Here is a 13,916-nt window from a genome sequence, read left to right as displayed (position 1 = left end):
AGGCAGACGTACGCTTGAGGTGTCCGGCTGGGCCATTCCGGTGGAGGTGCCCGATGGCCACCTCGCGCAAGCCGACCGCGCCGACGGCGGAGGCGATCGACCGGTTCTGCGGCCACTTCGATGACCTGTTCTGCCGCTTGGCCGAGCGCACCGCCCTGCGGCACTACCTCATCGGCCTGCTGCTGCCCCGTGAGCGCAACAAGACCCTGACCGAGCTGGCCGCGCTGGTCCCCGGGGCCGACCGCCAGCGGCTGCACCACTTCCTGCACGACGCCCCCTGGGATCCCGACGCCCTGGGCGCGCGCCGACTGGAGCTGTGGCGGCAGCACCCGGGCCTGGGGCCGCACACCAACGGGGTGCTCATCATCGACGAGACCGGGGACCCCAAGCGGGGACGAGGCATCGTGCTGGCCGCCCAGCAGTACCTCGGCAAGCTCGGCCACACCGCCAACGGCGTCGTCTCCGTCACCAGCCACTGGGCCGACGGCACCCGCCACGTGCCGCTGGGGGTGCGGCCCTACCGGCCGGCCGCCCGGCTGCCGAAGGGCAAGGCCGATCCGGCCTTCGCCACCAAGCCGGAGCTGGCCTGGCAGCTGATCGAGCAGGCCCGGGGGGCCGGCGTGCCCTTCCGGGCGGTGGTCGCCGACTGCGTCTACGGCGAAAACCCGAAGCTCGAGGGGCACTTGAGGGCCGCCAGGATCCGCTATGTGCTGGCCCTGCGGCCCAGCCACGGCACCTGGCAGTTCGTGGACGACCCCGCTCATCCGCCGGCGTTCACCCCCGCCGAGGCCGCCGCCCGCCTGCCGCTGGAGGACTGGCAGCGCCTGGTGCTCACCGACAGCCACCACCGGCCGCTGGTGCGCTACGTGGCCGAGCTGGAACTGGGCACCGCCTATGGCCCCACCCGCGGGGTGCGCCTGATCGCCGCGAGCGCCGACCCGACGGCTCTCACGGCCGATTCGACCTGGTTCATGGCCACCAACCTCTCGGTGACCGAGGCCAATGCGCTCGAGGTCTACCGGATCTACCGGCTGCGGGACTGGATCGAGCACTACTACAAGCCGGTCAAACACGAGCTGGGCTGGGCGGACTTCCAGGTCCGTTCCGAGGAGGCCATCGTGCGGCACTGGCAGCTGGTGATGCTGGCCTTCACCTTCAGCCTGCTGACCGCGGCCTCTCCCGACGGTGCGACAGGGAACGCCGACAGCACGGACAGTGGGCCGCTGGGGGAAAAATCCGCGACGGATCATCTGGCAGGACACACTGCGGCAGGTCCGCAGCTGGCTGTGCCCCTGGGCCCGCCTGCAGCTGTACTGGCACCGCTGGTCCACCGCTCCGCCCCCGCCGGAACTGGCGGCGCTGCTTGAGCATGTGGGCCACTCTCGCCCGCTGGCCGCCCCAACCTGACCAACCAGCGACTAGTGCCGCCCGGTACGCCTCGTATCGAACCCAGGCGTCTTCGAACATCTCGATGGCGGCTGGGATGGCGCCGCACTCTTCGAGATAGGCGCGCTGGCCCGACCGCCCCCTCCGTGAGGGCCATTCGGGATCATCGGCGACATCGCGGGCGAGGTCGCCGATGCCACTCTCACGATCGGCTTGGGGCTTCAACCACGCTGTGAAGCTCTTCGGTTTGGGCATGTCCACATCCTTCCGCACAGCCCCCCGACGTCGTCAGGGGTGCCCTACGCGTGAGGAGTGTGTGAGTGTGTCGGAGGTGTGTCGCGTGTATCGCAGATGGTGCGCGGACAGTGAGAGACAACGAGAAAGAGCGGGAGTCAGTGAGACTGACTCCCGCTCTTTCAAGTCGGCATTCGCACTGGTCAGAGCTTGATTCTTGCTGGCTGACTGGCGAGTGCCCCCGGCAGGATTCGAACCTGCGCACACGGCTCCGGAGGCCGTTGCTCTATCCCCTGAGCTACGGGGGCGGGTCGGGCGCGCTCTGCGCGGCGACGAGTAGAACACTACCAGTTCCGTGAGGGTGGTCATGAACGTTTTCCAGGGGGGGCACCGCGTCCACCGGAAGCCAGGGCGTCCCCCGGACGGGGTGGAAGTGGGGAAAACCCGGACGCGGTGGCCGGTCTGGACCTACTCTCGAGTTGTGCCAGCCGCTCCCGGCCGGGTGCTTGTTGTGGACGACAACAAGGTCATCCGGCAGCTGATCAGGGTCAATCTCGAACTCGAGGGGCTCGAGGTCGTGACCGCGGCCGATGGTGCCGAGTGTCTGGATGTCGTGCATCAGGTGCGGCCCGATGTCGTCACCCTCGATGTCGTCATGCCGCGGCTGGACGGGCTGCGGACCGCCGCCCGGCTCCGTGCCGATCCGCTCACCCGCGATCTTCCTCTCGCCATCGTCAGCGCCTGTTCGCCGTACGAGGTCGAGACCGGTCTCGACGCCGGCGTCGACGCCTTCCTCGCCAAGCCGTTCGAGCCGGCCGAACTCGTGCGGCTCGTGTGGCAGTTGATCGAGGATGGGGCTCGTGGTGCCGAAGAGGCCGAGCGGGCCGGGCGTAATCGCGGCTGATCCTCGGGCGGGGCGGCGGGCGGCCTCCGGGTGCCTGTGGTCCTTCCCTCCGTCCACATGGCGATACCCGCCCAAATGAGTTCGCCTACCCACCCCCCTCCTCCCCTACGCTTGTCCCGTGACCCCCGTGGAGCTCTCCCGTACCGTGCTGTGCGCGGTGCGTCGCGCTGTCGACGTGGGAGAGCTGAACGTGAGCGTGCCGGAGCGGGCCGTCGTCACTCGGCCCCGGCCCGGCGGGTGCGGTGACTACGCCACCAACATCGCCCTCCAGCTCGCCCGGCCGGCCGGGCAGCCCGCCCCCCTCGTCGCCCGGGTGCTCAAGACCCACCTCCTCGGCCTCGACGGCATCGACGACGTCTCCGTCACCGGCCCCGGGTTCCTCAACATCAGCCTTCGGGACGTCGACGCCGACGCCGCCTTCGTCCAGCTCGTCGAGAGCATCCTGCGGGCCGGGGAGGAGTACGGGTGCGCCCCTCAGCGAACCGAGTCCGTCGTCCGACTCCGGTGTCCCCTTGAAGTCCGCGCCCTTGTCGTCGCCGACGTCGTGGACCGGCTTCTGCGCACCCAGGGCAGCCCGGCCGGTATCAGTTGCGAGCGACCCCTCCCGGCCGACTGGGAACACATCCTCGGCGTGCGGGTCGACGCCTCCGGTGACGCGCCCTCCGACGACGTCGTCGTCCGCCCCGTCCCCGCCCCCGCCGACCCCCTCCCCCTCGGCCGCGACGCCGCCCGCTGGGCGCTGCTCCTCCCCGCCGCCCACGATCGCCCCCGTATCACCGACGACCACCTCGTCCAGCGCGAGAGCAACCCCCTCTTCCGCGTCCGCTACGCCCACGCCCGTACCCGGGCCCTCAGCCGCAACGCGGCCGACCTCGGCTTCAGTGCCAGGCCGGGGCCCATGAACACCGTCCCCCGCGATCTGGTCACCCTCCTCGCCGACCACCCCCGCGTCCTCGCCCGGGCCGCCGCGCACCGTGCTCCCGACTCCCTCGCCCGGCACCTCGTCAGCGTTGCCGATGCCGTGCTGCCGTACCTCCCGAGCGTGCTTCCGCGTGGGGAGGAGAAACCCTTGGCCGCCCACCGTGCCCGGCTGGCTCTTGCCGAAGCCGCCGGGGCGGTGCTGGCCGGCGGCCTGTCCCTGCTCGGCATCGACGCACCCGACCACCTCTGAGAGCCACAGAGGGCCAGAGAGCCAGAGAGTTCAGAGAAACCAGACATGAGCCGTTCCGCACACCCCGCCGGGCCCCGTTACGCCGATGTCCTGCCCGAGGGGCACTACTCCCCGCCGCCCGCCGACCTCAACGCCCTCGACCCGAAGGTGTGGGCCCAGACCGTCACCCGTGACGAGGACGGGGTCGTGACCGTCGGCGGCATCGCCGTCACCGAACTCGCCGAGCGGTTCGGTACGCCCGCCTACGTGCTCGACGAAGCCGACTTCCGCTCCCGCGCCCGGGCCTGGCGTACCGCCTTCGGACACGACGCCGATGTGTTCTACGCGGGGAAGGCGTTTCTGTCCCGGGCCGTCGTCCGGTGGCTCGACGAGGAGGGGCTGAACCTCGACGTCTGCTCCGGTACCGAGCTCGCCACCGCCCTCTCCGCCGGAATGCCGGCCGAGCGCATCGCCTTCCACGGGAACAACAAGTCCAAGGCGGAGATCCACCGGGCCGTCGAGGCCGGCGTCGGGCGGATCGTGCTCGACTCCTTCCAGGAGATCGTCCGGGTCGCCCACATCGCCCAGTCGCTCGGGAAGCGGCAGAAGGTGCAGATCCGGATCACGGTCGGGGTCGAGGCGCACACGCACGAGTTCATCGCGACCGCGCACGAGGACCAGAAGTTCGGGATCCCGCTGGCCGGGGGGCTGGCCGCCGAGGCCGTACGGCGGGCGCTGCAGCTCGACGGGATCGAGCTGATCGGGATCCACTCCCACATCGGGTCGCAGATCTTCGACATGTCCGGCTTCGAGGTCGCCGCGCACCGCGTGGTCCGGCTGCTGAAGGAGGTCCGGGACGAGCACGGGGTCGAACTGCCGGAGATCGACCTCGGCGGCGGACTCGGGATCGCGTACACCAGCGACGACGATCCGCGTGAGCCGCACGAGATCGCCAAGGCGCTGACCGAGATCGTCACTCGCGAGTGCGAGGCCGCCAAGCTGCGTACGCCCCGTATCTCCGTCGAGCCGGGGCGCGCCATCGTCGGGCCCACCGCCTTCACCGTCTACGAGGTCGGCACCGTCAAGCCGCTCGAGGGGCTGCGGACGTACGTGTCCGTCGACGGCGGCATGTCCGACAACATCCGTACCGCCCTCTACGACGCCGAGTACAGCGTCGCGCTCGTGTCCCGTGTCTCCGACGCCGAGCCCATGCTCGTGCGCGTCGTCGGCAAGCACTGCGAGAGCGGGGACATCGTCGTGAAGGACGCGTTCCTGCCGGCCGACCTGGCACCCGGTGACCTCATCGCCGTACCGGCCACGGGTGCGTACTGCCGGTCCATGGCCAGCAACTACAACCACGCGCTGCGCCCGCCGGTCGTCGCCGTCGCCGACGGGGAGGCCCGGGTGATCGTCCGCCGGGAGACGGAGGAGGACCTGCTGCGGCTCGATGTCGGATGACACACGGACGCCACACATGCGTGACACCCGCGCATGTCACAAACTCGCATGACACAAGCGGGGGACGGCCGGAAGATCTTCTGTCTTTCCGGCCTACGAAAATGAAATAAACGTCTCACGATCCGGACAAATGACAGAAACCGCGGTCCGGTGAGTGAGACTGGTCCAACCGTAGTTGGTATGAGGAAACGAGGTCGGATGATGCGTACGCGTCCGCTGAAGGTGGCGCTGCTGGGCTGTGGTGTTGTCGGCTCAGAGGTGGCGCGCATCATGACGACGCACGCCGACGACCTCGCCGCCAGGATCGGGGCCCCGGTGGAACTCGCCGGGGTCGCGGTACGGCGGCCCGGCAAGGTACGGGAAGGGGTCCCCGCCGATCTCGTCACCACCGACGCCACCGCGCTCGTCAAACGCGGCGACATCGACGTCGTGGTCGAGGTCATCGGGGGGATCGAGCCCGCCCGTACGCTCATCACCACCGCCTTCGAGCACGGCGCCTCCGTCGTCTCCGCGAACAAGGCCCTGCTCGCCCAGGACGGGGCCGCTCTGCACGCCGCCGCGGAGGCCCACGGCAAGGACCTGTACTACGAGGCCGCCGTCGCCGGCGCCATCCCGCTGATCCGGCCGCTGCGCGAGTCCCTCGCCGGGGACAAGGTCAACCGTGTGCTCGGCATCGTCAACGGCACCACCAACTTCATCCTCGACAAGATGGACTCCACGGGGGCGGGCTACCAGGAGGCGCTGGACGAGGCGACCGCGCTCGGGTACGCCGAGGCCGACCCGACCGCCGACGTCGAGGGGTTCGACGCCGCCGCCAAGGCCGCCATCCTCGCCGGGATCGCCTTCCACACGCGCGTGCGGCTCGACGACGTCCACCGCGAGGGGATGACCGAGGTCACCGCCGCGGACTTCGTCTCCGCCAAGGAGATGGGCTGCACCATCAAACTGCTCGCCATCTGCGAGCGCGCCGAGGACGGCGGGTCGGTCACCGCGCGCGTGCACCCGGCCATGATTCCGCTCACGCACCCGCTGGCCTCCGTGCGCGGCGCGTACAACGCCGTGTTCGTCGAGTCCGACGCGGCCGGGCAGCTGATGTTCTACGGGCCCGGCGCCGGCGGCTCGCCCACCGCCTCCGCCGTGCTCGGCGACCTCGTCGCCGTCTGCCGCAACCGGCTCAGCGGGGCCACCGGGCCCGGCGAGTCGGCGTACGCCGCCCTGCCCGTGTCGCCCATGGGCGACGTCGTCACGCGCTACCACATCAGCCTGGACGTCGCCGACAAACCGGGTGTGCTCGCCCAGGTCGCCACCGTGTTCGCCGAGCACGGGGTATCCATCGACACTGTTCGCCAGCAGGGCAAGGACGGCGAGGCGTCCCTCGTCGTCGTCACCCACCGCGCTTCCGACGCCGCCCTCGGCGGGACCGTGGAGGCGCTGCGCAAGCTCGACACCGTGCGGGGTGTCGCCAGCATCATGCGGGTTGAAGGAGAGTAACCAGCAATGACCCACCAGTGGCGCGGAATCATCGAGGAGTACCGGGACCGGCTGCCGGTGTCCGACAGCACACCGGTCGTCACGCTCCGTGAGGGCGGCACGCCCCTCGTGCCCGCGCAGGTGCTCTCCGAGCGCACCGGCTGCGAGGTCCACCTCAAGGTCGAGGGCGCGAACCCGACCGGGTCCTTCAAGGACCGCGGCATGACCATGGCGATCAGCCGGGCCAAGGAGGAGGGCGCGAAGGCCGTCATCTGCGCCTCCACCGGGAACACGTCCGCCTCGGCCGCGGCGTACGCCGTACGGGCCGGGATGGTCTCCGCGGTGCTCGTGCCGCAGGGCAAGATCGCGCTCGGCAAGATGGGCCAGGCGCTCGTGCACGGCGCGAAGATCCTCCAGGTCGACGGCAACTTCGACGACTGCCTCACGCTCGCCCGTTCGCTCAGCGACAACTACCCCGTGGCGCTGGTCAATTCGGTCAACCCGGTGCGTATCGAGGGTCAGAAGACGGCCGCTTTCGAGATCGTGGACATGCTGGGCGACGCGCCCGACATCCACGTCCTTCCGGTCGGCAACGCGGGCAACATCACCGCCTACTGGAAGGGCTACAAGGAGTACGCCGCCGACGGCATCGCCACCAGGACGCCCCGCATGTGGGGCTACCAGGCCTCCGGCAGCGCCCCGATCGTGCGCGGCGAGGTAGTCAAGGACCCGGCCACCATCGCCACCGCGATCCGTATCGGCAACCCGGCCTCCTGGACGTACGCCCTGGCCGCGCGCGACGAGTCCGGCGGCGCCATCGACGAGGTGACGGACCGTGAAATCCTGCGCGCCTACCGGCTGTTGGCCGCTCAGGAGGGCGTCTTCGTCGAACCCGCCTCCGCCGCGTCCGTCGCCGGCCTGTTGAAGGCCGCCGAACAGGGCAGGGTCGACCCCGGGCAGCGGATCGTCTGCACGGTCACCGGCAACGGCCTGAAGGATCCCGACTGGGCCGTCGCCGGTGCCCCCCAGCCGGTCACTGTCCCGGTCGACGCGGCGACGGCGGCGGAGCGACTGGGCCTGGCCTGACGGCCGAACGGTTCGGTGACGGCAAGGCCGGCCGTCCTGGGGACGAGTGCGCGTCGGCTTGGGCCGGCAGCGACGGACGTACGCCCGCACGTCGTTCGGCCACCGCGGGTCCGCGTGGCCAAGTCCCGCTCGGCGAGCGGGACCGCGCGCCGGGGCGGCAGCGACCGCCCCGGCAGCGGCGCGCCAGGACAGCGGGAACGGCCTGAACAGCCGCGCAGGCCGGTTCGGGTTCGGCTGTCGTGGCCCGTACACCGCTCCGTCGGCCGGGTACGGGCCGCCGCCGCGACCCTGGCGCCGCTGCGGCGGGCGCCCGCCGCGACGGCTCCGCCGTAGGCCCGAGCGTCGTCCGGGCGCCGCGGCCCCCGGTGGGTCGGGGGCCAAGTCCCGCCCGGCGGGCTGTGGCGCGCCCGGCTGTGCTCACGGCGGCCCGGTGCGCCTGGGCGGCGGCGATCGCACGGGCCGCGCACCGACGTCCCGGCACTCTCACCCGAGCGGCGGTACCGCCCGATCGGCATTCCGCCCAGGCGGCAACCCGCCGCGTACTCCGCCCAGGCGGCAACTCACCGCGCACCCGCGCAACCGCCCCCGCCCCCAGCGCGTCCCCCTCCCAGGGGTACTCAGGGAGGAGGGGTGCACGGGGGGCTTGCGACACGCATCGTGCGCCTCCTGTGCGCCCTATGTCGCCACTGAACCTTCCTTCGATAGGCTGTAGGGAACCCGCCCGCCGCATATGCCCTCGCATGTGGCGCGGCGCCGCGCCGTCTCCGCGGCCTGAGGGCCCTCGTCCTTATCGAATGTCCATCGAGTCTCATTCGACCATCACGCAGCTCAAGGAGAGTCAACGAGCGATGGCCGGTCCAGCGTTCCGCGCCGCCGCCGTCCGGGTGCGCGTCCCCGCCACCAGCGCCAACCTCGGCCCGGGCTTCGACGCCCTCGGCCTCGCGCTGGGGCTCTACGACGACGTCGTGGTCCGGGTGGCCGACTCCGGGCTGCACGTCGACATCGCCGGCGAGGGCAGCGAGACGCTGCCGCGTGACGAGAAACACCTGCTCGTCCGCTCGCTGCGCACGGCCTTCGACGTCCTCGGCGGACAGCCGCGCGGACTGGAGATCGTCTGCGCCAACCGCATCCCGCACGGCCGCGGTCTCGGCTCCTCCTCCGCCGCCATCTGCGCCGGCATCGTCGCCGCCCGCGCCGTGACCATAGGAGCCGAGGCCAGGTTCGACGACACGGCGCTGCTCGAGCTGGCCACCGAGATCGAGGGCCACCCGGACAACGTGGCGGCCTGTCTGCTGGGCGGGTTCACCCTGTCCTGGATGGAGGCCGGCGCCGCCCGGGCCATCAGGATGGAGCCCTCCGATTCCATCGTTCCGGTGGTTTTCGTGCCCGCGAAGCCGGTACTCACCGAAACCGCCCGCGGACTGCTCCCGCGCACCGTGCCGCACGTCGACGCCGCCGTCAACGCGGGCCGCGCCGCCCTGCTCGTCGAGGCCCTCACCCGGCGCCCCGAGCTGCTGCTCCCGGCCACTGAGGACCGCCTCCACCAGGAGTACCGCGCCCCGGCCATGCCGGAGAGCGCCGCCCTCGTGGAGCGGCTGCGGGCCGACGGCGTCCCCGCGGTCATCTCCGGCGCCGGCCCCACCGTGATGGCGCTGACCGACGCGGACACCGCCGACAAGGTGGAGCAGTTGGCGGGCGCGGACTGGGCCGCCAACCGGCTGAGTCTCGACCTGCAGGGAGCCTGCGTACTGCCGCTCGCCGCCGGCGCGGAGAGCTGAGAGCCGGTGATTGCCGGATTTGGAGAGGGGGAATGTTTGTTGGATCCGGTAGTGTTAACCTCAAGTCTGCACCCGACCCCACCATGGCGAGGTGCCTCGTGTCCCCGTCCGGGACAGACATTCCTCCGGGAGCCCCCCAAGCCGCACTGCGTGGTGTACGTCGTACCTGGGCAGTACGCCGTATGCGCACACTGAGCGGTCCACCGGGCACGCTCCGGAATCGGCGCGACCACGCCACGTGACACAGCGACACTCGGTGCCACGGATCGTCGAGGAAGCGCCAATCACCAGAAATTTCTTCCGCCGCTTTGGCGGACCACCGCCCCGGCACGGTTCATACGCAAGGACCGAAGCCGGACAGCACAACCGGTCGCCGAGCCAAGACAGGCCGACGTCCGCTCCAGGGAAGGACCCTTCGTGAGCGACACCACCGATCTGATGGGCGCACGTGTCGAGGAGACCGCTGCCGCGCCCGCCACGGACGCCTCCGCGCCTGCCACCGGTGCCGGCTCCCGGCGTCGCCGCGGTACCGGCCTCGAGGGCATGGTGCTGGCCGAGCTGCAGCAGGTCGCATCCGGCCTCGGTATCAGGGGCACCGCGCGCATGCGCAAGAGCCAGCTGATCGAGGTCATCAAGGAGGCGCAGGCGGCAGGAGGCGCCCCCGCCGCGAAGGCCGCGCCTGCCGCGGGGGACGCCACCGACAACAAGCCGAAGCGCCGCGCCACCTCCCGGGCCCGTACGGGTGAGGCCGCGCCCGCGGAGAAGGCGGAGACGAAGGCGGCCGAGGCCCCCGCCAAGAAGGTCGACAAGGCCGACAAGGCCGTGGCCCAGCAGCAGATCGAGATCCCCGGCCAGCCGGCCAGCGAGGACGCTCCCGCCGAGCGCCGCCGCCGCCGGGCCACCGCCGAGGCGGGCGCCCCGGCGAACAGCGCCGAGACGGTCGCCGCCGAGGCGAAGAGCGAGCCGAAGGCCGAGACCCCCGCACAGCCGCAGCAGCAGGACCAGCAGTCCCAGCAGCAGGCCCAGGGCCAGCAGCAGGGCGAGGCTGCCAAGGGCGACGCCGGTGACGGTGGCGAGGGCCGCCGCCGCGACCGCCGTGACCGTGACCGCGACCGCGGCCGGGACCGCGACCGCCGCGGCAAGGGCGACGACCAGCAGAACCAGGGCGGCCAGCAGCGCCAGCAGCAGAACCAGCAGCAGGGCGGCGGCCGCCAGGACCGTCACCAGGACGACGACGACTACGAGGGCGGCCGCCGGGGCCGTCGCGGCCGCTACCGCGACCGCCGTGGCCGCCGTGGCCGCGACGAGGTGTCCGAGCCGCAGATCGCCGAGGACGACGTCCTGATCCCGGTCGCGGGCATCCTGGACATCCTCGACAACTACGCCTTCATCCGTACGTCCGGCTACCTGCCCGGTCCGAACGACGTGTACGTCTCCCTCGCCCAGGTCCGCAAGAACGGCCTGCGCAAGGGCGACCACGTCACCGGCGCGGTCCGCCAGCCGAAGGAAGGCGAGCGCCGCGAGAAGTTCAACGCGCTGGTGCGCCTGGACTCCGTCAACGGCATGGCGCCCGAACACGGCCGTGGGCGGCCGGAGTTCAACAAGCTGACGCCGCTGTACCCGCAGGACCGGCTCCGCCTGGAGACCGACCCGGGCGTCCTGACCACCCGCATCATCGACCTGGTCTCGCCGATCGGCAAGGGCCAGCGCGGTCTGATCGTGGCCCCGCCGAAGACCGGCAAGACCATGATCATGCAGGCGGTCGCCAACGCGATCACGCACAACAACCCCGAGTGCCACCTGATGGTCGTCCTCGTCGACGAGCGTCCGGAAGAGGTCACCGACATGCAGCGGTCGGTCAAGGGCGAGGTCATCTCCTCGACCTTCGACCGCCCGGCCGAGGACCACACCACGGTCGCCGAGCTCGCCATCGAGCGCGCCAAGCGCCTGGTGGAGCTGGGCCACGACGTGGTCGTCCTGCTGGACTCCATCACCCGTCTGGGCCGCGCCTACAACCTCGCCGCCCCGGCCTCCGGCCGCATCCTGTCCGGTGGTGTGGACTCCACGGCCCTGTACCCGCCGAAGCGCTTCTTCGGTGCGGCCCGCAACATCGAGGACGGCGGCTCGCTGACCATCCTCGCCACCGCCCTGGTGGACACCGGGTCCCGCATGGACGAGGTGATCTTCGAGGAGTTCAAGGGCACGGGCAACATGGAGCTCAAGCTCGACCGGAAGCTCGCCGACAAGCGCATCTTCCCGGCCGTCGACGTCGACGCGTCCGGTACGCGCAAGGAAGAGATCCTGCTCGCCCCCGAGGAGCTCAACATCGTCTGGAAGCTGCGGCGGGTGCTGCACGCGCTCGACCAGCAGCAGGCGATCGAGCTGCTCCTCGACAAGATGAAGCAGACCAAGTCGAACGTCGAGTTCCTGATGCAGATCCAGAAGACCACCCCGGCGCCGGGCAACGGCGACTGAGGCAGGCGCATCAGCTGAAAGGGCCGCCCCCGTGCCACGGGGGCGGCCCTTGTGCTTGGCGAGCCCTGCACCACGGAGCGCGTTGTGCAACCTTTTCCCGGTTTCCTCCGTCTGACGGAAAGAGCGACGATGGTCAGGTATGGGATCGTCGACCGGGCCTGGCCCCGAGAACACGGGGCAGCCGACCGGATACGAGACCTGAGGAGCGCATGTCCGCCGAGAGCACGCCGGGCCCCGGCATACCGGAGGAGACCGGCAACACGAGCCCCCGCCGCCGCGCCAGGGGCCGCCGCCGCAAGCCCCGCACCGGGCGGCGCAAGGCCCTGACGGCCGCGGCCTGGACCGCCGCGGGGATCGTCGTGCTCGGCGGCACCGGCGCCGGCTACCTCTACCTCAAGCTCAACGGCAACCTGAAGACGGTCGACATCAACCAGTTCCTCGGCACCGACCGGCCCACCAAGGTCGACAACGGCTCCGAGAACATCCTCGTCCTCGGCTCCGACACCCGCTCCGGCGGCAACAGGAAGCTGGGCGGCGGCACCGACGACGGCAGCGCCCGCTCCGACACGGCGATGATCGTGCACGTGTACGAGGGCCACAGGAAGGCCAGCGTCGTCTCCATACCCCGTGACACCCTCGTCGACCGTCCCGAGTGCACCGACACCAAGGGCGGTACGCATCCCGCGGCCCACAACGTGATGTTCAACGACTCGTACTCCATCGGCGCCGCCGCCTGCACCGTGAAGACCGTCGAGTCGATCACCGGCATTCGCATGGACCACTACCTGGAGGTCGACTTCAGCGGCTTCCGGAGACTCATCGACGAACTCGGCGGCGTCCCGATCACCACGACGAAGAACATCGACGACCCGAAGAGCCACCTGGACCTCGAGGCCGGCACGCACACGCTCGACGGCCGGCAGGCCCTCGGCCTGGTCCGCACCCGGCACGGCGTCGGCGACGGCTCCGACCTCGGCCGCATCCAACTCCAGCAGGCCTTCGTCAAGGCGCTGGTCGACCAGGTCGAACAGGTCGGCCTCCTCACCAACCCGAAGAAGCTCTACGACCTCGGCAACACCGCCACCAAGTCCGTCACCACCGACTCCGACCTGGGTTCGGTCAACGCCCTGATCTCCTTCGCCGACAGCCTCAAGGGCATCGGCTCCTCCGACATGACCATGATCACCATGCCGGTCCGCTACGACCCGGCGAACCCCAACCGGGTCATGGCGGAGAAAGCCAAGGCCAAAGAGGTCTGGACCGCCCTGAAGAACGACCAGCCGATCCCAAGGGCGGCCACCAAGGGAACGGCCACTGGTGAAGCCAGGGGAGTGGTGAGCGCCCCTTGAGGGGCGCGGGGCTGCGTCGACATGCGGCTCCGCCGCGAAGGGGGTACCTCCCTGCTCGAACGAAGTTGAGAGCTTGGGGGAGCGACAAGCCACAGACGACCCGCACCCGCCCACGGCGAAACCGCGGCACCCCAATAGGCGCAATCCCATCCCCCGCCCCCGCAGGGACCCGCAGGGAATACACGACCGAACCCCCCGGTTTGGGGAGATGGCCCCAGTCCTGGCAGACTGGACCGTCGGCTCCGGTTCACGCACCGCATCCCGCGTCTGCGACCCGGCGCCCTCCCGGAACAGTAGGAGACACCTTGAAGCGCGACATCCACCCCGCGTACGTCGAGACGCAGGTCAGCTGCACCTGCGGCGCGTCGTTCACCACCCGCAGCACGATCGAGTCCGGCACCATCCGGGCCGAGGTCTGCTCCGAGTGCCACCCGTTCTACACGGGCAAGCAGAAGATCCTCGACACCGGTGGCCGTGTGGCCCGCTTCGAGGCCCGCTTCGGCAAGGCTGCCGCCGGCTCCAAGAAGTAGCGAGCCCCTTTTCGCCGGTCCATGGCCGCGTCCCCGCCGGGGGTGCGCCGGGACCGGCGTTTTTGGTCGCTCGCCTTCCCCTTCCCCCCCGCAGCA

At 70.8% G+C, this 13,916-nt stretch carries 10 protein-coding genes, 1 tRNA gene and 1 pseudogene; 10 read left to right on the top strand and 2 right to left on the bottom strand.

What is annotated here, in order from left to right; all coding sequences use genetic code 11:
- The first annotated feature begins 53 nt into the window (after positions 1 to 53).
- Entirely contained in the window at positions 54 to 1,367 is a 1,314-nt protein-coding gene (locus ACX25U_RS11460) for an IS701 family transposase (protein WP_454387256.1), read from the top strand.
- A gap of 82 nt (positions 1,368 to 1,449) precedes the next feature.
- On the opposite strand, the pseudogene ACX25U_RS11455 reads toward ACX25U_RS11460, so the two are convergent.
- Positions 1,450 to 1,641: pseudogene (locus tag ACX25U_RS11455) on the bottom strand (YozE family protein); the annotation flags it as partial.
- 215 nt (positions 1,642 to 1,856) lie between these two features.
- Positions 1,857 to 1,928 (bottom strand) — tRNA-Arg (locus ACX25U_RS11450).
- Positions 1,929 to 1,987: 59 nt separating this feature from the next.
- On the opposite strand from ACX25U_RS11450, the gene ACX25U_RS11445 reads away from it, so the two are divergent.
- The 9 genes from ACX25U_RS11445 to rpmE all read left to right on the top strand — a co-directional run bounded on the left by ACX25U_RS11445 (position 1,988) and on the right by rpmE (position 13,820).
- The gene (locus ACX25U_RS11445) at positions 1,988 to 2,524 is read left to right on the top strand and encodes a response regulator (protein ID WP_454391197.1); all 537 of its coding nucleotides are present in this window, start codon (positions 1,988 to 1,990) and stop codon (positions 2,522 to 2,524) included.
- A 118-nt stretch (positions 2,525 to 2,642) separates the two neighbouring features.
- Entirely contained in the window at positions 2,643 to 3,695 is a 1,053-nt protein-coding gene (gene nrtL, locus ACX25U_RS11440) for an ArgS-related anticodon-binding protein NrtL (protein WP_454391195.1), read from the top strand.
- Between the two features lie 45 nt (positions 3,696 to 3,740).
- Entirely contained in the window at positions 3,741 to 5,132 is a 1,392-nt protein-coding gene (lysA, locus tag ACX25U_RS11435; RefSeq protein ID WP_454391193.1) for a diaminopimelate decarboxylase, read from the top strand.
- Positions 5,133 to 5,330: 198 nt separating this feature from the next.
- The gene (locus tag ACX25U_RS11430; RefSeq protein ID WP_454391191.1) at positions 5,331 to 6,623 is read left to right on the top strand and encodes a homoserine dehydrogenase; all 1,293 of its coding nucleotides are present in this window, start codon (positions 5,331 to 5,333) and stop codon (positions 6,621 to 6,623) included.
- Between the two features lie 6 nt (positions 6,624 to 6,629).
- On the top strand, positions 6,630 to 7,688 hold the full coding sequence (gene thrC / locus ACX25U_RS11425) for a threonine synthase (protein WP_454391189.1): 1,059 nt from the start codon (positions 6,630 to 6,632) through the stop codon (positions 7,686 to 7,688).
- Positions 7,689 to 8,536: 848 nt separating this feature from the next.
- A complete protein-coding gene (gene thrB, locus ACX25U_RS11420; protein ID WP_454391187.1) occupies positions 8,537 to 9,466 on the top strand; it encodes a homoserine kinase in 930 nt (309 codons plus the stop codon).
- A gap of 417 nt (positions 9,467 to 9,883) precedes the next feature.
- Complete coding sequence (rho, locus tag ACX25U_RS11415; RefSeq protein ID WP_454391185.1) at positions 9,884 to 11,941, top strand: transcription termination factor Rho; 2,058 nt, start codon at positions 9,884 to 9,886, stop codon at positions 11,939 to 11,941.
- A gap of 209 nt (positions 11,942 to 12,150) precedes the next feature.
- Complete coding sequence (locus tag ACX25U_RS11410) at positions 12,151 to 13,290, top strand: LCP family protein (RefSeq protein ID WP_454391183.1); 1,140 nt, start codon at positions 12,151 to 12,153, stop codon at positions 13,288 to 13,290.
- Between the two features lie 305 nt (positions 13,291 to 13,595).
- Entirely contained in the window at positions 13,596 to 13,820 is a 225-nt protein-coding gene (gene rpmE / locus ACX25U_RS11405) for a 50S ribosomal protein L31 (RefSeq protein WP_014675000.1), read from the top strand.
- Positions 13,821 to 13,916 lie beyond the last annotated feature (96 nt).

It is taken from the genome of Streptomyces sp. JNUCC 63, assembly GCF_054366325.1.
The sequence above is the reverse complement of the archived record's forward strand: the minus strand, read 5'-3'. Positions and strand labels throughout refer to the sequence as shown.

Excerpts from the sequence above, each read along its gene's own strand:
- ACX25U_RS11445 (WP_454391197.1), top strand. The coding sequence starts at position 1,988 with ATGAACGTTTTCCAGGGGGGGCACCGCGTCCACCGGAAGCCAGGGCGT.
- ACX25U_RS11410 (WP_454391183.1), top strand. The coding sequence starts at position 12,151 with ATGTCCGCCGAGAGCACGCCGGGCCCCGGCATACCGGAGGAGACCGGC.
- thrB (WP_454391187.1), top strand. The coding sequence starts at position 8,537 with ATGGCCGGTCCAGCGTTCCGCGCCGCCGCCGTCCGGGTGCGCGTCCCC.
- thrC (WP_454391189.1), top strand. The coding sequence starts at position 6,630 with ATGACCCACCAGTGGCGCGGAATCATCGAGGAGTACCGGGACCGGCTG.
- ACX25U_RS11430 (WP_454391191.1), top strand. The coding sequence starts at position 5,331 with ATGATGCGTACGCGTCCGCTGAAGGTGGCGCTGCTGGGCTGTGGTGTT.
- lysA (WP_454391193.1), top strand. The coding sequence starts at position 3,741 with ATGAGCCGTTCCGCACACCCCGCCGGGCCCCGTTACGCCGATGTCCTG.
- ACX25U_RS11460 (WP_454387256.1), top strand. The coding sequence starts at position 54 with ATGGCCACCTCGCGCAAGCCGACCGCGCCGACGGCGGAGGCGATCGAC.